Origin of the sequence: Pseudomonas sp. Fl4BN1 (genome assembly GCF_009908285.1) — a bacterium.
Lineage (GTDB): Bacteria > Pseudomonadota > Gammaproteobacteria > Pseudomonadales > Pseudomonadaceae > Aquipseudomonas.
In genome coordinates this window covers 336,663-354,492 of the sequence record NZ_JAAARM010000002.1, presented here as the reverse complement: position 1 = coordinate 354,492, position 17,830 = coordinate 336,663, and the positions used below count along the sequence as shown (strand labels likewise).

Genomic DNA, 17,830 nt, shown 5'->3' with positions numbered 1-17,830 from the left:
CGCAGGATGATTCAACGATTGCTGACATTGGTCGCCATGCTGGTACTGGCGGCTTGTGCCAAGGAGGCACCACCGCCAGCCGAGGCGGTCAAGGAAGAGCCTGTGGCCACCGCGGTGGAGCTGGATTTCCTCGCCGTGGCCGGGCTCAACCCCGGTCCTGATGGCCAGGGCACGCCGGTACGGGTACGGATCTTCGAGCTGAAGAACCCGGCGACCTTCATGCGTTCGGATTACTTCGCCTTGGCCGAACGTGCGCCGGCGACCTTGGGCCCCGACCTGGTCGACCAGGACGAAGTCCTGGTGCGGCCCGGCGATCGCTTCACCCTCAAGCGCACCCTCGACCCGGCCACCCGCAACATCGGCCTGCTGGTGGGCTATCGCGAGGTGGACCAGGCGCTGTGGCGGGTCGGGGTTTACGCCGTGCCGCACAAACTCAACCGATCGCAGATCGTCCTCGATGTCCGTGCGGTCAGCGCCGAACTCGTGGAATCCCCATCCAGCCCTGCCCAATAGGCAATCGGAGCAACCATGTCCTGGAACAATCGCGTGGTCTGGTCGGAAGGCATGTTCATTGGAACCCAGCACTTCCAGCAGCATGACCGTTACCTGGAAAACCTCATCGACGCCCGCAGCCGTCCGCTGTCGGCGGGGGCCTGGGGTTTCTCCGAGCTGCGCATCGATCAGGGCCTGCTGGCCCAGGGCAAGCTGGCCATTGTCAGTGCCCGGGGCCTGTTGCCCGACGGGACGCCGTTCAACATTCCCCATGACGACCTGGCACCGAGCCCGCTGAGCATCGACGACAACCTGCGGGACGGCCTGGTGTACCTGGCGCTGCCCCTCAAGCGTGCCGGCGCCCGCGACACCGTGGACGAAGGCGAGGAGTTGGGCGGTGCGCGCTACCTGAGCCAGGTGCGGGAAGTGCGTGACGATAACGCCGCCTTTGAAAACCGTGCGCCGGTGGCGGTGGGCTCCCGTGCCTTGCGCTTGCTGACGGCTCAGGACGGCCTGAGCGACTACGCCGCGATTGGGGTGGTACGGGTCAAGGAAAAGCGCGCCGACCGCGCCCTGGTGCTGGATGACAGCTACATCCCGCCCCTGCTGGATGTGGCCGCGTCCAAGCCGTTGAGCGCCTTTCGCAGCGAATTGCTGGGCCTGCTGCATCAGCGTGGCGAAGCCCTGGCTGGTCGGGTGGTCGCTTCGGGGGCCGGTGGCGCTTCGGAAATCGCCGACTTCATGCTGCTGCAACTGGTGAATCGCGCACAGCCTCTGATCAGCCATTTGAACCAGCTCAGCCCGTTGCACCCTGAGCGGTTGTACAGCGAGCTGGTGAGCCTGGCCGGTGAATTCTCGACCTTCTCCAATACTGCTGCCCGGCGTCCGGCGGAGTATCCGCAGTACCAGCACGACGAATTGGCCCTGAGTTTCACGCCAGTGATGCAGGCCCTGCGCGAGGCCTTGTCGATGCTGATCGACAGCAAGGCGACGCCGATCCCCATCGTCGAGAAAGCCTACGGCGTGCATGTGGCAATGCTGGCGGACCGCACCCTGCTGGAAAGCGCCAGCTTCATCCTGGTGGTCCGCGCCGACGTGCCCGGGGAAACCCTGCGCGGGCGTTTCGCCCAGCAGAGCAAGGTCGGCTCGGTGGAGCACATCCGCGACCTGGTCAACCTGCAACTGCCAGGCATTGGCCTGCTGCCGCTGCCGGTGGCGCCACGGCAGTTGCCGTATCACGCCGGCTCGACCTACTACGAGCTCGACCGTGGCAGCGAGCACTGGAAACAACTGCTCCATTCCGGTGGCTTCGCATTCCACGTCGCCGGGGAATTCCCGGGCTTGAACCTGGCCTTTTGGGCCATTCGAGGATAAGTCGCGATGCATCCTTTCGACGATTCGCCAGGGCAGCCTTCCCCGGCCAATGACCGTACCCAATTCATGCCGCGCCCGGGTGGCCGCGCGCCTGAATCCGGGCGCCCGGCTGCTGCACCCGCAGCGTCGTGGGCGATGCCGGCGGCACCGCTGGCCGCCGGCCAGGCCCGCGGGCTGAACCCGCTGGAAAGCGCTGCCGGGCCTTTGCTGGCCTTGCTCACGCGGCTGCGCAGCACCCTGGCGCACCCGGCGCCGGCCAGCCTGCGGGCGCAACTGCTGGCCTACCTGCGTCAGTTCGAGGAACGTGCCGAAGCGGCCGGGGTGCCACGCAACGACGTGCTGCTGGCCCGTTATGCACTGTGCACGGCGCTGGATGAAGCGGTGTTGAGTACCCCATGGGGCAGTACCAGCGACTGGGGCAAACAGAGCCTGTTGATCACCGTGCACAACGAGTCCTGGGGCGGCGAGAAGGTCTTCCAGCTGTTGGAGCACTGCTTGCAAAGCCCGCGTGAACGCCTGTACCTGTTGGAGCTGCTTTACCTGTGCATGTGCCTGGGGTTCGAAGGCCGTTACCGGGTAATGATCGACGGTCGCAGCCAGCTTGAAGCCCTGCGTGAGCGTACGGCGGCAACCATCCGCAGCGCCCGTGGCGAACACGAACGCGAACTGTCACCGCATTGGCGCGGGGTCAGCGTGGCCCGGGATCGCCTGGCGCAGTTCATGCCGCCCTGGGTTGGCATCGCCATCGCCGTGGCGTTGCTCCTGGCGCTGTTGTTCGGCTTGCGCCTGAAGCTGGCGGCGGACGCCGAGCCAGTGTTCAAGAATATTCATGCCCTGGGCGAGATCCCGGTGCAGACCCTGGATCGTCCGGTAATCCAGCCCAAGCTGGTGGAGCGCCCGCGTCTGGCGGGTTTCCTCGCCGAGGACATCAAGGCCGGGCGAGTGGCGGTGGAAGACGCGGTCGACCGCTCGGTGGTGACCATCCGTGGCGATGAACTGTTCACCTCGGCCAGCGCCAGCATTGTCGATGACTATCAGCCGCTGATGCTGCGCATTGCCGACGCCATCCGCAAGGTCAAGGGCCAGGTGCGGATCACCGGCCACAGCGACAACCGGCCGATCGCCACCTTGCGCTTCCCGTCCAACTGGAAGCTGTCCCAGGCCCGCGCCGAATCGGTGCTGCAGATCCTCGCGGCGAAGACCGGCCAGCCGGAGCGCTTCAGCGCCGAAGGCCGCAGCGACACCGAGCCACTGGCAAGCAATGCCACCGCCGAAGGGCGGGCGCGTAATCGTCGGGTCGAAATCAGCGTATTGGCGGAGGGGGTCGAGTGAAGGCGTTTTTCAGTTTGGTGATTCGCTGGGTGATCCCGTTGCTGGGCCTGATCGCCCTGAGCCTGATCATCTGGTTCATTGGCCCGCTGCTGGAGTCGCTGGTGCCGGAAGGCCGGCGCTGGGCGCTGATCATTTTGATCTTCGCGGTGTGGATCGCCTACCGGGTATTTCGCATCATCCAGGCCCGGCGCAATGCGGCCAAGGTCCTGCAGAGCCTGGCCGCCGATACCCCGCCGGACCCGGACAGCGTGGCCACCGCCGAGGAGCTGGCGGCCTTGCGCCAACGCATGGCCGAAGCCCTGGTGCTGCTGAAGAAAGCCAAGCTTGGTGGTGATGAGCGACGCAATCTCTACGAGCTGCCGTGGTACGTGATCATTGGTCCGCCGGGGTCTGGCAAGACCACGGCGTTGGTCAATTCCGGCCTGCATTTTCCCCTGGCGGCGCAGCTGGGCGCCGGTGCCGTGCGCGGCGTCGGTGGTACGCGCAATTGCGACTGGTGGTTCACCGACCAAGCGGTACTGCTGGACACCGCTGGCCGCTACACCACCCAGGACAGCCATGCGACGGTGGACAAGGCCGCTTGGCTGGGCTTCCTCGATCTGCTGAAAACCCAACGTTCGCGGCGGCCCATCGACGGTGCTTTCGTCGCCATCAGCCTGTCCGACCTGCTGCTGGGCAGCGAAGCGGAGCGTGCCGCCCACGCGGCGGCGATCCGCCAGCGCATCCAGGAGTTGTACACCCAACTGGGGGTGCGTTTCCCGATCTACCTGATGCTCACCAAGCTTGATCTGGTGCCGGGCTTCATGGAGTTCTTCGACTCCCTGAGCAAGGAAGAGCGAAGCCAGGTCTGGGGCATGACCTTCGCCCTGGATGACGGCAAGGGCAGCGACAGTCCATTGGCCCAACTGCCGGCAGAGTTGGCCGCCCTGGAGCAGCGGCTCAACGAGCGGCTGGTGGAGCGCCTGCAGCAGGAGCGCGACCCGGCGCGGCGTGACCTGATCTATGGCTTCGCGCAGCAGTTCGCGGCGCTCAAGGAATCCCTGCAGAGTTTCCTTGACGGTGTGTTCAAGCCCAACGCCTTTGAAGAGCGGGTGTTGCTGCGCGGGGTGTATTTCACCAGCGGCACCCAGGAAGGCAGCCCGATCGACCGCCTGATCGGCGCCATGGCCCAGAGCATGAACCTGGACCGCCAGCATCTGGCGCGGCAGACCGGCACCGGGCGCAGTTACTTCATCGAGAAGCTGTTCAGCGCCGTGGCCTTTGCCGAGCGTGGGCTGGTGGGGGTCAACCCCAAGGTCGAGCGCCGGCGCAAATGGATCGCCCGTAGCGCCCTCGCGGCCAGCGTGGCCCTGGTGCTGGTGGTCGGCACCCTGTGGATTGTCAGCTACCGGGCCAACCAGGCCTATATCGCCCAGGTCGACCAGCGCGTGGTGCCGGTGCGCGAGAGCGTGCAGAACCTCAGCCCGGCCCAGCGCGATGTGCTGGCGGTGCTGCCGCTGCTCAATGCCACCCGGCACCTGGCCGGCGATGCACCGGGCTGGGCCGAAGGCCTGGGCCTGTATCAGGGCGACATGCTCGAAGCTGAGTCGGCCAGCGTCTATCGCAAGCTGCTGGTGGCGGTGTTCGCCCCACGGCTGATGACGCGCATCGAGGAGCAACTGCACAGCGGCGGCAGCTCGGATTTCCTCTACGAGGGACTCAAGGCCTACCTGATGCTGGCGGACAACGAACACTACGATCCGGACTTCATCAAGGCCTGGATCACCCTGGACTGGGACCAGACCCTGTCCCGCGACCTGCCGCCCGAACAGCGCCAGGCCTTGACCACTCACTTGCAGGCGCTGTTCGAAAAACATCCACCCAATGCGCGCCTGGACCAGCACCTGATCGACGATCTGCGTCGCCAACTGCAACAGCTGCCGGTGGCCCAGCGAATTTACGACCGGGTCAAGCGCGCCAAGCTGCCGGCCGGGGTGCCGGATTTCCGTCTCAGCGAGGCCGGTGGCCGTGACGCGGCGCTGGTGTTCACCCGCAAGAGCGGCAAGCCATTGAGCGAACCGCTGAGCGGGCTGTTCACCGCCAAGGGCTACCGCGAAGGCTTCCTGCTGGCCAGCCTCAACCAGGCCGGCACCCTGGCGGAAGAACAATGGGTACTGGGGCGCGAGCAGGCCGACCGGCAGAACGTCGCCAGCCTGGCCGCCGATGTGCGCCGCCTGTACTTCCAGGACTACCTGCGCCAGTGGGACGCCTTGCTGGCGGACCTCGACTTCGTGCCGATCACCAGCGTGGCCCAGGCCGCGGATGTGCTGCGAATTCTCTCCGGGCCCAGTTCGCCCCTGAAGAAACTGTTGGTGGCGGTGGCCAAGGAAACCGACCTGCAACAGGAAGAGCGCCTGTTGGCGGCTCAGGGCCAGAAGGTCGAGGGCGGCGTCGATCAGCTCAAGCAGCGCCTAGGCTCGCTGCTGGGCCAGGAGCAGGCGGCCAATCCGAACGCCGCGGTGGCGGCGGATGATCCGCTCAGCGGGCACTTTGCCGATCTCAATAGCCTGGTAAGCAAGAACGAAGGCGAGCCGGCGGCCATCGATGGCCTGCTGTCGGACATGAACGCCTTGTACGTGCAGGTCAGCGCCATGGTCGGAGCCAGCGGCGATGCCTTGCTCGGTGAAGCCAAGAACCAGGCCAGCGCCGCTGCCGCGCGGGTCAGCCTGACGGCTGCGCGCCAGCCGCCGCTGGTCCAGGGGCTGGTCAAGTCGGTGGTCGGTTCGACCACCAACACCATGATGGGCGGAGTGCGCAATCAACTGAACGCGGCTTGGGTCAGCGAGGTGGTCAACGTTTATCGCCAGTCCCTGGGCGGGCGTTATCCGATGTCGCCGGGCAGCGCCCGGGACGCGACCCTGGATGACTTCGGCCAGTTCTTCGGCGTCGGCGGGGTGATGGACAACTACTTCCGCAAGTACCTGCAGCCTTACGTCAACACGTCGACGACGACCTGGAGTTGGCAGCCGGGTGCGGCGCAGAAGCTGGGGATCGCCCCCGGCGTGCTGCAAACCTTCCAGCGGGCGGCGAGTATCCGCGATGCTTTCTTCCGCACCGGTGGCACCCAGCCGACCGTGCGTTTCGAACTCAAACCGGTGGCCATGGACGCCAGCATCAGCCAGTTCCTCCTCGACCTGGACGGCCAGCAGTTGAGCTACGACCACGGCCCAAGCCGGCCGGTGGCAATGCAATGGCCGAATCCGGGGAGCATTGGCGTGGTTCGCTTGTCGATCATGCCACCCTCGGCCACTGGGCGTTCCGGGGTGACCCTGGAGGGCCCGTGGGCCTGGTTCCGCCTGCTGGAGCAATCGGACCTGAGCGCCGGCAACTCGCCGGACCGTTTCAACCTGCGGCTGCAGGTGGACGGCGCGAGCATCTCCTACGAGTTGCGGGCCAACAGTGCCTTCAACCCATTCAAGAGCCGGGTGCTCAGCGGCTTCAGCCTGCCGGAGCGGTTATGACGACGCCTGGCCTGTACGGCAAATTGGCCTGCCGTGGCGACTTTGTCAGCCGCGGTCTGCCGCAGAGTTTTATCGGCCCCTGGGACAGCTGGCTGGCGGCAGGTCTGTTGGCCAGCCAGAACGCCTTGGGGGAGCGCTGGTTGAACGCCTATCTGGTCAGTCCACTGTGGCGTTTCGCTGTGGCGCCGGGAGTCTGCGGACCTCAGGCGGCGGTGGGCGTGGTGATGCCGAGTATCGACCGGGTCGGGCGTTATTTTCCCCTGACCGTGGCGGCGCTGCTGGACCCCGAAGGTGATCTCGCCTCCCTGGTCAGCGGCCCGGAGCAGTGGTTTGAACACGTAGAGGAACTGTTGCTGGCGACCCTGGATGAGGGAGCCCGTTTCGAAGTCCTGGAAGAGGGCTTGCAGGCCCTGGGGGCACCGCGCCCGGCAGCGCGCACCGAAGGCAGCCGCTTTGCCGGCCTGCAGCGGTTTTATGTCAGTGATCCGCAGGCTCGCGGCGCGGTACTGGCCGCCCAGGCCTGTGCCGGATCGAGTGTCTGGTGGGGCCGGGGATCGCAGCACATCAGCCCGATGTTGCTGCGCTGCCAGGGGTTGCCGCCCGCCAGTGAATTTGCGCAATTTCTGCTCGGACAAGAAGGTGCCGTCTAAATGCGTTCAGCGCCACAACTGTCCTACCCATCCGCCAGTTACAGCCATGTCGGCATGGTGCGGAAAATCAATGAAGACGCCTGGCTCGAAGCTCCGGAGGCCGGCCTCTGGCTGGTGGCCGACGGCATGGGCGGGCACGCTGCCGGGGACTATGTCAGCAACTTGATCGTCGACAGCCTGCGGGCGGTTCCGGCGGCCGACAGCCTGGACCAATACGTCGCTGCGCTGCGCAATGGCCTGGCGCTGGTGAATGCTGCGGTACACGAGGAAACCGCCAATCGCGGGGTGACCATGATGGGCAGCACGGTGGTTCTGCTGGCGGTGCGCGGTGCTCGGGCAGTCTGCCTGTGGGCCGGTGACAGCCGCCTGTACCGGCTGCGGGACGAGCAATTGGAAAGCATTTCCCGCGACCATAGCTACGTCCAGGACCTGCAGGACAGTGGCCTGCTCAGTGAAGCCGAGGCGCGGGTCCATCCCCGGGCCAATATCGTCACCCGGGCGATTGGTGTCGAAGCCCAACTGGAGCTGTCCCAGGTCGACCTGCAGGTGCAGGACGGCGACACCTTCCTGCTGTGCAGCGACGGCCTGAACAAGACCGCTGAAGACTTTGAGCTGCGTGAAGTGCTCAGCCACAGCGAACCCAACGACGTGGTCCGCAGCCTGATTCACCTGGGCCTGACCCGGGGCGCGCCGGACAACATCACGGCCATCGTGATCAAGGCCACAGGACATTGACCATGGACATTCTGATTCCCGGCTTTGACATTCAGGGCGAGATTGGCGAAGGCGCCATGGCCACCGTGTACCTGGCGACCCAGCGCTCCCTGGAACGCAAAGTAGCGCTCAAGGTCATGGCCGCGGCGCTGGCCGCCGACCCGAGCTTCTGCGAGCGCTTCCTGCGTGAAGGCAAGACCCTGGCGCGGCTGCTGCACCCGCACACCGTGACCATCCATGACATCGGCAATGTCGGGCCGTTGTACTACATGGCCATGGAGTACCTGCCCAACGGCACGCTGAAAGAACGCATCGCCGCCGGGCTGACCCCGGAGCAGGGCTTGATCTACATCCGCCAGATCACCTCGGCCCTGGGTTATGCCCATGCCCAGGGACTGGTGCACCGCGACGTCAAACCGGCCAACATCCTGTTTCGCGCCGATGGCACGGCGGTGCTCTCGGACTTCGGTATCGCCAAGTCCCTGGACGACCGCACCCAGTTCACCCAGGCCGGTTTCGCCGTGGGTACGCCCAGTTACATGAGCCCCGAGCAGGCCCGTGGCCAGGAAATTGACGGTCGCGCCGACCTCTACGCCCTGGGCGTGGTGCTCTATGAAATCCTCGTTGGTGAGCTGCCTTACAGCGGCACCGATGCGTTGTCCACGGCTCTGGCGCACCTGACCGAGCCGCTGCCGGAACTGCCGCTGCACCATGGGCGCTACCAGCACATCCTGGGCAAGCTGCTGGCCAAGGATCCGGGGCAACGCTACCCGGACGCCGCGGCTTTGCTGGCGGCCCTGGACCACCTGCCGCAGGCGGCCCCGGAGGTCGAGGCGACGCTGATCCAGCCTTTGTCCCTGCCGCCCCAGGAGGCGCCCTTGGGCGACGACCTGGCCGGGATGACCGAGATTGTGCAGCAGGCGCCACCGCCATCAGCGCCGCCTCAGGAGCCTCGCCCGGAGCCGTTGGCGCAGCCACAACATTCATCGAGCCTGCCGCCTGTAGATTCCTCTGTAGCTTCCGGGCAGCGGCGCGGGCCGGTGCTGGCCCTGGCTGGCGTTGCAGTGGCGGTGGCCCTGGCAGCGGCCGGTGCCGGGTATTGGTGGTTGTCGGGGGATCGCTCGCAGGTTGCGCCCCAGACTGCCTCGACGGCCGCTGCTGTTCCTCCGGTGGTGGCGCCGTCGGTGAATCAGCCCGTGGCGGCCGATGTCGATGGTGGTCAGCGCCCGCTACTGATGCCGGGCAAGAAGACCCTGTTCCAGCGGGTGCTGAGCCAGCCGGGGGCGAGTTTTTCCAGCGCCCCCGGAGCCACGCCGGGCCAGGCAGTGCCCGCGTTCTCAGTGCTCTACGTGTATCAGCGCAAGAACCTCGACGGCCGCTCCTGGCTGCGCCTGGGGGCCGCCAGTGACGGCCGCAGCGCCGGCTGGTTGCCGGCCGAGCAGGTCAGTGACTGGAAGCAGAGCATGGTACTGAAATTCACCGAACGTTCCGGTCGTGCACCGGTGATGTTCGTGCGTCAGGCCAGTGAGCTGGAGCGCCTGCTGGCGGACCCGGCAGCGGCGAAGAATCTGCTGCTCAAGGCGCAGAAGAATCCCCAGGATGAACAGCAGGTACTGGCCCTGGAGCCTAGCGCCAGCGCGGTGCCCCAGGACCAGTTCTACTTGCTGCCGATCTTCGACTCCAAGGAGAGCTTCGACGAGAACGGCCAGCCGGTGCAGTTGCTGAATGTCGCTTCCATCGACCCGGGCAGCAGCCCGCAGAGTATCAGCGACAAAAGTGGCAAGAGCCTGCCGGCGAATGCCCCGGCGACCGCCGATGCCTTCCGTACGGCGGTGGTGCTGGTGGTGGACACCTCGGTGTCGATGCAGCCCTACATCGATCAGGTACGCGATGTGGTGCACGAACTGCAAAGCAAGCTCGCCGCGCGTGGTGAGCTGGACAGCGTCAGCTTTGGCCTGGTTGGCTTTCGCAACAACACCAGCAAGACCCCGGGCCTGGAGTACGTGACCAAGACCCTGGTAACTCTGGACCAGGGGCGCGATCCCCAGCGTTTCCAGGAGCTGATGAGCCAGGTCAAGGCCACCAACGTGTCCAGCCACTCGTTCAACGAAGATGCCTTTGCCGGGGTCATGCAGGCCGTGGAAGGCATGGACTGGAAGGGTTACGGCGGGCGCCTGATCCTGCTGGTCAGCGATGCCGGGGCGCTGCGCAAGAATGACCCTTACAGCCGCACTCAGATGAATGAGGCGGAGGTGCGGCAGGCGGCCCTGGGCAAGCAGATCAAGATCTACGCCCTGCACCTGCGCACCGACGCCGGCAAGAAGAACCACGCCCAGGCCGAAACCCAGTACCGGGTGCTGACTGCCGACGCCAACCCGAAGATCGGCGATTTGTACATCCCGGTGCCCGGTGGCGATGTGCGCAAGTTCGGTGAACGGGTCGACGAGATCGGCACAGTGTTCGCCGACCTGGTGCATCAGGTGCGCAGCAACCAGAACCAGGAAGTCCCGCTGCTGGCGGCAGCGCCGAGCATTGCGCAGAAATCCGCGGCCATCGGCTATGCCATGCACATGGATTTCCTCGGCCGCAAAGCGGCCAGCCAGGCGCCGCAGCTGGTCAGCGCCTGGACCGCCGACCGCGACCTGACCAACCCGGCGCTGCCGGCGTTCCAGGTCTGCGTGATGCTCACCAAGCTGCAGCTCAACGACTTGCAGCAGTCGTTGAAGCTGATCGTCGATGCGGCGCGCAAGACCCAGACCTCGCCCAAGGATTTCTTCCAGGAAATCGCCAGCGCCAGTGCCTACATGAGCCGTGATCCATCGGCCCTGCGCAAGGGCGGCAACCTGGCTGGCGGCGGCGTGCTGGGGGAATACCTGGAAGGGCTGCCGTACCGCAGCAAGTCGCTGAACATGACCCAGGATCTGTGGCTGTCCTTGAGCGTGGCCGAGCAGGAGGATTTCATCGACGAGCTGGATTCGAAGATCCGTCTCTATGAAACCTTCCACAACGACCTGGCCAACTGGGTGCGCTTCGGCGATGCCGAGCCGGGTGACGCGCTGTACCGCGTGCCTTTGTCGACACTGCCGTGATCCTGGATTTATTGGCGGTGCGCAAAAGTCGTGGCGAGGGTCGCCAACGCTACAGCCTGGTGATCCCCAGGCTGCAGCTGCGTGCGGGCGATCAACTGGCAGTGGTCGGTCCCAGCGGTTGTGGCAAGAGCACTTTGCTCGATCTGCTGGCGCTGGTGCTGGCTCCGGATTCGGCGGCACGTTTCGAGTTCACTCCGGCCCATGACGCTATCGACATCGCGGGCATCTGGCGAGCGACGGGGCACAGTGCCCTGGCCGAGCTGCGCAGTCGGCACATGGGTTATGTACTGCAGACTGGCGGCCTGCTGGGGTTCCTCGATGTGCGTGGCAATATCAGCCTGCCTCGGCAGTTGCTTGGGCTGGCCGACGAGGGCATTCCCCGGCGTCTGGCCGAGCGCCTGGAAATCGCCGATCAATTGCACAAGAAACCCACCACCTTGTCGGTGGGCCAGCGCCAACGGGTCAGTTGCGCTCGGGCCTTGGCCCACGGGCCGCAAGTGTTGCTGGCCGATGAGCCGACCGCGGCCCTGGATCCCTTGAATGCCCAGCGGGTCATGCAGTTGTTGGTGCAGCAGGCCCGGGAGCAGCAACTGTGCTGTGTGATTGCCACCCACGATGAGCCACTGGCCCGGGCCAATGGCTTGCAGGTCCGCCGTATCGCCTGTCAGCGCGATGCCGATGGTGGGGTCACCGCGACCCTCGGGGAGGCGTGCTGATGCGTGCGGCCCTGACTGCAGCGCTGGCCTGGGAGGACTACCGGGCCGATACCTGGCTTGCGGCTTGTTCGGTGCTGGCGCTGGTGGCGGTGATTGCACCGTTGCTGGTGCTGTTCGGGCTCAAGTTTGGCCTGGTCAGCAGCCTGACCGAGCGCCTGGAAAAGGACCCGGCAGTGCGCGAGATCATTCCCCTGGGTGGCGGGCGTTTCAGTACCGAGTTCATTGCCGAGCTGGGGCGGCGGCCGGAGGTGGCGTTCGCCGTGCCGAGAACCCGGCAGATCGCGGCTACGGCGGATCTGTCCCGGGGCACGGGGGATATCGGCGTGACCGTGGAAATGCTCCCTACCGCCGTCTCGGATCCTTTGCTTGGGCTTTTGCCGGCGCCCCGCAGCATGAGTGGCGTGTTGCTCAGCCGCACAGCCGCCGAGAAGCTGGGGGTGCAGCCGGGAGACTGGTTGCAGGCAACCTTCGGCCGGCAGGTGGCAGGGCGCAGCGAGGTGCAGCGGACCCGCGTCCAGGTCGAGGGCGTGTTGCCCCTGGAGGCCTTCGCCCGTGATGCCTTGTTCGCCCCCCTGGCACTGCTGGAGGCCGCCGAGGATTATCGCGACGGTCGCGCTGTGGCAGCCCTGGGCTGGCTCGGCGAAGCCCCGGCGCTGGCCGGACAGCGGGTCTACCCGGCGTTTCGCCTGTATGCCCGCGGTCTGGATGATGTCGAGCCGCTGCGGCTCTACTTCGCCGAGCGCGGCCTGCTGGTGTCGACCCAGGCGCAGACCATCGCTCAGGTGCAGTCCTTGAGCCGCAACCTGTCGATTGTCTTCTGGGTGATCACCGGGTTGGCCTTGGTGGGGGCCTTTGCAGCGATATTTGCTGGCGCCCTGGCAGCGGTCGAGCGCAAGCGCCGGGAGTTGTCGGTCCTGCGCCTGCTGGGGTTCTCCACGGCTGCGCTGTTGTTGTTCGTGGTGACCCAGGCGCTGTACAGCGCCGCTCTCGCCGCCGTGTTGAGCGGCGTTCTGTATGGCCTGGCCCAGGCCGGGCTGAATCATCTGTTCATGCAGGCGCCGGGCGAGTACGCCAGTCATCTGCTGCCGGTCCATTACGGGCTGGCCCTGTTGGCGACGCTCGGCGTCAGTACCCTGGCCGCCGCGCTGGGTGGCTGGCGAGTGTCGCGGATTGAAGCCTGTGAAGGAATTCGCGATGTATAAGTTGATCAGCGCTGTGCTGGCCCTGAGTCTGGCCGGTGCCGTGTGCGCCGAAGATGCCAGTAACAAGATGGACAACCCCAAGCCGTTGCCGGACGACGTCAGCCTGCCGCTGCCCTGCGAGGGCGAAATGGTGTTCCGCTACGTCTATGTATTGGCCCAGGGCACCCTGGACGACCGTGAGGTCAATCTTGGCTATCCCTTCAGCGAAGGCGAGAGCGGTTATCAGCAGTCGTTCATTTCCGGCTATCGCCGGGACTACATCAATGGTCAGTTCACCCTCAAGGATCTGCCCGGAGCCTGGGGCAAGACCATTGGCCCGGCCTTGCCGAAGACCGGTGCCGGAGTGCCCCTCAAGCCGATGCTGTATTTCATCGGCAAATATGAAGTCACCGCGCGCCAGTACGCCCAGGTGATGGCGCAAGCCCAGTCCCTGGCCAGTGGCGAGCCGGCCCCGGCCTGTGAGGTGCCGCAAGGCATGCAAGGGCGCCTGCCCAAGGTCAAGCTGTCACGCTTTGAGGCTGAGCGTTTCGCTGCGGTGTACAGCGCCTGGTTGATGAAGAATCACCGTGACCTGCTGCCAGTCAGCGGTCGCGGTAGCTCCGCGGAAGACGGCGGCCTGGGGTTCGTGCGCCTGCCCACCGAAGTGGAGTGGGAATACGCCGCCCGCGGCGGTCAGGCAGTCAGTCGCCAGGAGCTTGAAGGCCGCTTGTTCCCGCGGCGCGTGGAAGGCAGCGAAAGCGATGGCCCGCTGGCGGACTGGGCGGTGTTCAACCAGGTGGCCGGCGGCACCGGCCAGGCCACGCGGTTGATGCCCATCGGCACCAAGCTGCCCAACCCCATCGGTATGTTCGACGTGATCGGCAACGCTGCCGAGATGGTCCAGGAGTCCTTCCAGCTGGTACACGCCGGTCGGCGCCAGGGCACTTATGGCGGCTTTGTGGTCAAGGGCGGCAACTACCTGGAAGGCGAGGGCACGCTGTTTACCGGCATGCGTCGCGAGTACCCGTTGTTTGGTGCCGATGGCACCGAACAGAGCAATGAAACCACGGGGTTTCGCGTGGCCATCGGTGCCTTGTCGGCGCCGCGCTCGCGCTACAAGGAACTGTTCGCCCAGTGGCAGAAAGAGGGGCGCCTGGCGGCCCTGACCGACGCCATCGACGATGTCCAGGACCCTACCAAACGCCTGGACAGCATCATCGCCGCCAGTGTCGATCCGCGCCTGCAAGCGGAACTGGGACTGGTCAACGAAGAGCTCAAGCGCAACGTCTCGTTGATCGCCCAGCAGCGTGAGGAGGCGGCCGGCAACCTGATCCAGTCCGCCGCGCTAGTGGCCGAGACCGTCAATAACTACAACATTCGCCTGACCAACCTGAAGAAGAGCCAGCAGCAGGCCATCGATGCCAAGGACGAGCCCAGCGCCAAGCTGTTCGCCGAAGCCATCGATAACGGCCGCAGTGCGCTGGACGGTGCGGTGGCGATCTACATCGACAACCTGGCCACGGGCACCCGCTACACCGATGCGGTGATCCAGGCGCAATTTCAACGAATCAAGGAAGAACTCAATCGCAAGCCAGTGCTCGGCAAGAGCCTGGTGACGCGTGCCACGCTATTCGTTCGCCATGTCGGGAATTATCGCCAGCAACGGCGAGCTGACCCAGCGGCGATTTTGAAGGAACTGCTCGCATCGACCGGTCAGAAGTAATGACTGGCTGTTGTTTGTCGAGCCTGGAGGAGCTCGGGCGACGTTACGTCGTGCCGAGTTGGTCAAACTTAATCGAGATCACGCACATGCTTTTTTCCCGCAATCCATTTGCTTCCACTTCCAAGCGTCACCTGCTGTTGGTTGCCGCCGGGTTCAGCACCGTATTGACCGGTTGCGCGACCTCTGCGGTGTCCAAAGTTGCCTCCACCACCAAGGTCGAGTACTACCCGAGCTGTTATGAGCCGGTGCAGCACCTGCGCGCCACTGATTCGAACATGACCAAGTCTGTGGTCACCGGTGCCGCCCTGGGCGCTGCTGGTGGTGCCTTGCTCGGCGCCCTGGCCGGTGACTCCGACAAGCGCGGTCGTAACGTCGCCATCGGTGCTGCGGGTGGCGCCCTGGCCGGTGGTGCCGCCGGTTACTACACCGAGCGCCAGAAGCAGATCACCGATGACAATCAGCGCATCGCTTCCTACGCCACTGACGTCAACAAGAGCGCCGCCGACATCGATCGCAGCACTGCATATGCCCGTGCTTCGCAGACGTGCTACCAGCGTGCCTTCGACAGCCTGATCAGTGCCCGCAAGGCCAACTCGATCAACGACGTCGAGGGGCGCAAGCGCCTGGCGGAAATTGTCAGTGGCCTGAAAGAGTCCAACGACCTGATCACTGCGGTGAACGGCCGTGCCAGCGAAGACCTGAGCAAGTACAACCAGGCCTACGAGCAGGACCTGCAGCAAGTGGGCGTGCAGCGGACCGACGTGGTGAAGGTGGCGACTGCCGATATCACCCCGGTGACCACCGGCAGCGGCAAGATCAAGAAGCCGCCGGTCAAGCAGCCCAAGCTGCCCACAGTGCCTACGGAAGCGGTGAGCACCGAGAAGTCGATGCAGGAGGCCAAGACCAAGCAAGCCGAGAGCTCTCAGGTCGCTACCACCGGCCAGACTCAGGTCAACAGCATGTGCAAGAACCCGGACCTGGGTGACTGGGCACCGGTACCCTGCCCGAACGTCTGAGTCATTGATTGTCTGACAAGATGTCGCGATAAGTGCTGAACGCCAGTCGATCTTCGAGTCATCGAACAGATCGGCTGGCGCTCTTCCCGTGACAGGTTAAACTGCGCCGGCCACCCAATAATTCCACTGAGGCGCCGTGCATGAAATTTCGTTTTCTTCTCTGGGTGCTTGGCCTGTTGATGGGCAAAGCCAGCCGCAACAATCCTGCTTTTCAGCAACAGTTGGGTGACAAGGAGCTGGTGTTCCAGCTGCAGACTCTCGACGGCAAGGTTGCGCGTCACTTCTTCGTCAAAGACCAGCGCATCACCAGCCGTTCGGGTGTCTACCCCGAGCCGGCGTTCGCCATTGCCTTCAAGGATGCCGCCTACGGCTTCGCGACCATGCAGGCGAAGAACAAGCAGCTGGCGTTCATGACCGGCATCCAGGACAAGTCGATCCAGATCAAGGGCAACCCGGCGCTGGTGATGTGGTTCCAGGGCCTGACCAAGTATTTGAAACCCAGGAAGACCAAGCCCAAGGCTTGAGGGAACGGGCAAGCACTGCGCCGGCAAGCCAGTGCCTATACACGTATCTGTAGGCGCTGAGCTGGCTTGCCAGCGCAGGCGTCAGGCCTGGCTGAATTGCGAAGCCAGTTCTCGCAGCAGTACTTCAGCCTCCAGTACCTTGCTCACTACGTCGTCGGCCTTGTCGCGGCCCAGTCCCAGGCGTTCGAGCAGGGCGTCGGGAATTTCTTCGTGAGGCCCTGAGCCGATGCCGCGGCTGCGCAGCAGGCGCACTGCCAGGCACACCAGGTTCGGGTACTCGGCGTAGGCCCCGTCGTAGCTTGGATCGTGCTGGAAGCGCAGCGCCGTGGAGAGTTCGTCCGGCATGTCCCAGTAACGCATCAGCCAGGCGCCGATCTGCTCGCGGCTGATGCCCAGCAGGTGCTGCTCGACATAGCTGTGGCACAGGTGCGGGTTGACCTCCAGGTGCCGGCAGATCAGCGAGAAGTGCGGCGGGAACACGTGGGCCAGCAGCAGGTAGCCGAAGTTGTGCAGCAGGCCGGCAAGGTAGGTCAGGCCGGATTCCGGGCGCTGGGCACGGGGCATGGCGCGGGTCAGGCCTTCAATCACGGCGGCGGTGTAGATCGATTGCTGCCAGTACGGTGTGGCGTGTTGCGGCTGGTCCTTGGGCAGGCTCAGGGTCTTGCCCAGCGCCAGGCCCAGCGCCAGGTTGATGACCAGGTCGAAACCCAGCACGCGGACGATAGCGTCCTCCACCGAACGGATCTTGCCCGGCGATGCGTAGTACGGCGAGGCTGCCCAGCTGACCACTTGCGCGGCCAGGGCCGGGTCGGTTTCCACCACGCCGGTGATGTCGTCGATGGTGGCGTTGGGGTCGACTCGCAGCTTGATGATCTTCTGCGCGGTTTCCGCCAGCGGCGGGATCTCGATGGTGGCTTCCAGGCGCTGCTGGATGCGTCGCGCGGTGAAGGCCTGCATCGCCTGGGTGATTTCCTCGCGGTCGTCATCCGGGCGATCGAGGTTGGGGCGGATGCTGCTCAGGGGTTCGCCGAAGTTACCGGCGCTGGCCTTGCTGAGCATGCTCTTGAAGTCTTCGCGGGTGATTTCCAGCAGCAATCCCGGCTCGCCCGAATTGATCAGCAGGTTGGGCTCGCGCAGCAGGCTTTCTTCGTACAGGCAGGGGGAGCTGGTCAATGCCGGGAGTCCGGGCAGCAGGCTCAGGCTGTGCTTGCCGAGCATGCGCTCCAGGCGTTCGGTGGAGACCGCCGTCAGGCGTCGGCCGGTGAGCTCGGCAAGGCGATTGAGGTCCAGCAACTGGCTCTGCGGGAACAGCACCATCAGTGCACCGATGGCGTCGTCCAGCAGCACTGCCTGAACCTTGCGCGCAGCCGGCAGGCCCGGCTGGTCGGTGACTTCGCTGTAGCTGATGGCCAGCTTGCCGAGCAGCAACCGGATAACAGACGGAGCGTGCGGGGTTGCAGTGGCGAGGGCAACTTCTGTCATGGTCTGGTATCCGTTTTTTCTACAATTTGACGAGTAT

13 protein-coding genes are annotated in these 17,830 nt (G+C 65.1%); 12 read left to right on the top strand and 1 reads right to left on the bottom strand.

Annotated elements, in window-relative coordinates:
• The first annotated feature begins 6 nt into the window (after positions 1 to 6).
• From tssJ to GV818_RS03790, 12 genes are all read left to right on the top strand, one after another.
• Entirely contained in the window at positions 7 to 513 is a 507-nt protein-coding gene (tssJ, locus tag GV818_RS03845) for a type VI secretion system lipoprotein TssJ (protein ID WP_161752806.1), read from the top strand.
• A gap of 15 nt (positions 514 to 528) precedes the next feature.
• Positions 529 to 1,866, top strand: a complete 1,338-nt coding sequence (tssK, locus tag GV818_RS03840) for a type VI secretion system baseplate subunit TssK (RefSeq protein WP_161752807.1) — start codon at positions 529 to 531, stop codon at positions 1,864 to 1,866.
• A 6-nt stretch (positions 1,867 to 1,872) separates the two neighbouring features.
• Positions 1,873 to 3,198 (top strand): DotU family type VI secretion system protein, encoded by a 1,326-nt coding sequence (locus GV818_RS03835; protein WP_161775817.1) that lies wholly within the window; start codon positions 1,873 to 1,875, stop codon positions 3,196 to 3,198.
• Positions 3,195 to 6,698, top strand: a complete 3,504-nt coding sequence (gene tssM, locus GV818_RS03830) for a type VI secretion system membrane subunit TssM (RefSeq protein WP_161775816.1) — start codon at positions 3,195 to 3,197, stop codon at positions 6,696 to 6,698. Before GV818_RS03835 ends, tssM begins: the two co-directional genes overlap by 4 nt.
• On the top strand, positions 6,695 to 7,348 hold the full coding sequence (gene tagF, locus GV818_RS03825; RefSeq protein ID WP_161775815.1) for a type VI secretion system-associated protein TagF: 654 nt from the start codon (positions 6,695 to 6,697) through the stop codon (positions 7,346 to 7,348). Before tssM ends, tagF begins: the two co-directional genes overlap by 4 nt.
• The gene (locus GV818_RS03820) at positions 7,349 to 8,083 is read left to right on the top strand and encodes a PP2C family protein-serine/threonine phosphatase (RefSeq protein WP_161775814.1); all 735 of its coding nucleotides are present in this window, start codon (positions 7,349 to 7,351) and stop codon (positions 8,081 to 8,083) included.
• 2 nt (positions 8,084 to 8,085) lie between these two features.
• Positions 8,086 to 11,151 (top strand): serine/threonine-protein kinase, encoded by a 3,066-nt coding sequence (locus tag GV818_RS03815; protein ID WP_161775813.1) that lies wholly within the window; start codon positions 8,086 to 8,088, stop codon positions 11,149 to 11,151.
• The gene (locus GV818_RS03810; protein WP_161753120.1) at positions 11,151 to 11,867 is read left to right on the top strand and encodes an ABC transporter ATP-binding protein; all 717 of its coding nucleotides are present in this window, start codon (positions 11,151 to 11,153) and stop codon (positions 11,865 to 11,867) included. The genes GV818_RS03815 and GV818_RS03810 overlap by 1 nt, the downstream gene beginning before the upstream one ends.
• Positions 11,867 to 13,069 (top strand): ABC transporter permease, encoded by a 1,203-nt coding sequence (locus tag GV818_RS03805; RefSeq protein WP_161775812.1) that lies wholly within the window; start codon positions 11,867 to 11,869, stop codon positions 13,067 to 13,069. The genes GV818_RS03810 and GV818_RS03805 overlap by 1 nt, the downstream gene beginning before the upstream one ends.
• The gene (locus tag GV818_RS03800; protein ID WP_161752815.1) at positions 13,062 to 14,771 is read left to right on the top strand and encodes a formylglycine-generating enzyme family protein; all 1,710 of its coding nucleotides are present in this window, start codon (positions 13,062 to 13,064) and stop codon (positions 14,769 to 14,771) included. Before GV818_RS03805 ends, GV818_RS03800 begins: the two co-directional genes overlap by 8 nt.
• An 86-nt stretch (positions 14,772 to 14,857) precedes the next feature.
• Complete coding sequence (gene tagQ, locus GV818_RS03795; protein WP_161752817.1) at positions 14,858 to 15,787, top strand: type VI secretion system-associated lipoprotein TagQ; 930 nt, start codon at positions 14,858 to 14,860, stop codon at positions 15,785 to 15,787.
• A gap of 140 nt (positions 15,788 to 15,927) precedes the next feature.
• Positions 15,928 to 16,311 carry a helicase gene (locus tag GV818_RS03790; protein ID WP_161752819.1) on the top strand — a complete coding sequence of 128 codons (384 nt, stop codon included), beginning with the start codon at positions 15,928 to 15,930 and terminating at the stop codon, positions 16,309 to 16,311.
• An 81-nt stretch (positions 16,312 to 16,392) separates the two neighbouring features.
• Here the strand turns inward: GV818_RS03790 and GV818_RS03785 are convergent, their stop codons facing one another.
• Positions 16,393 to 17,793, bottom strand: coding sequence for an aminoacyl-tRNA deacylase and HDOD domain-containing protein (locus GV818_RS03785; RefSeq protein WP_161752821.1), 1,401 nt, complete (start codon positions 17,791 to 17,793; stop codon positions 16,393 to 16,395).
• Positions 17,794 to 17,830 lie beyond the last annotated feature (37 nt).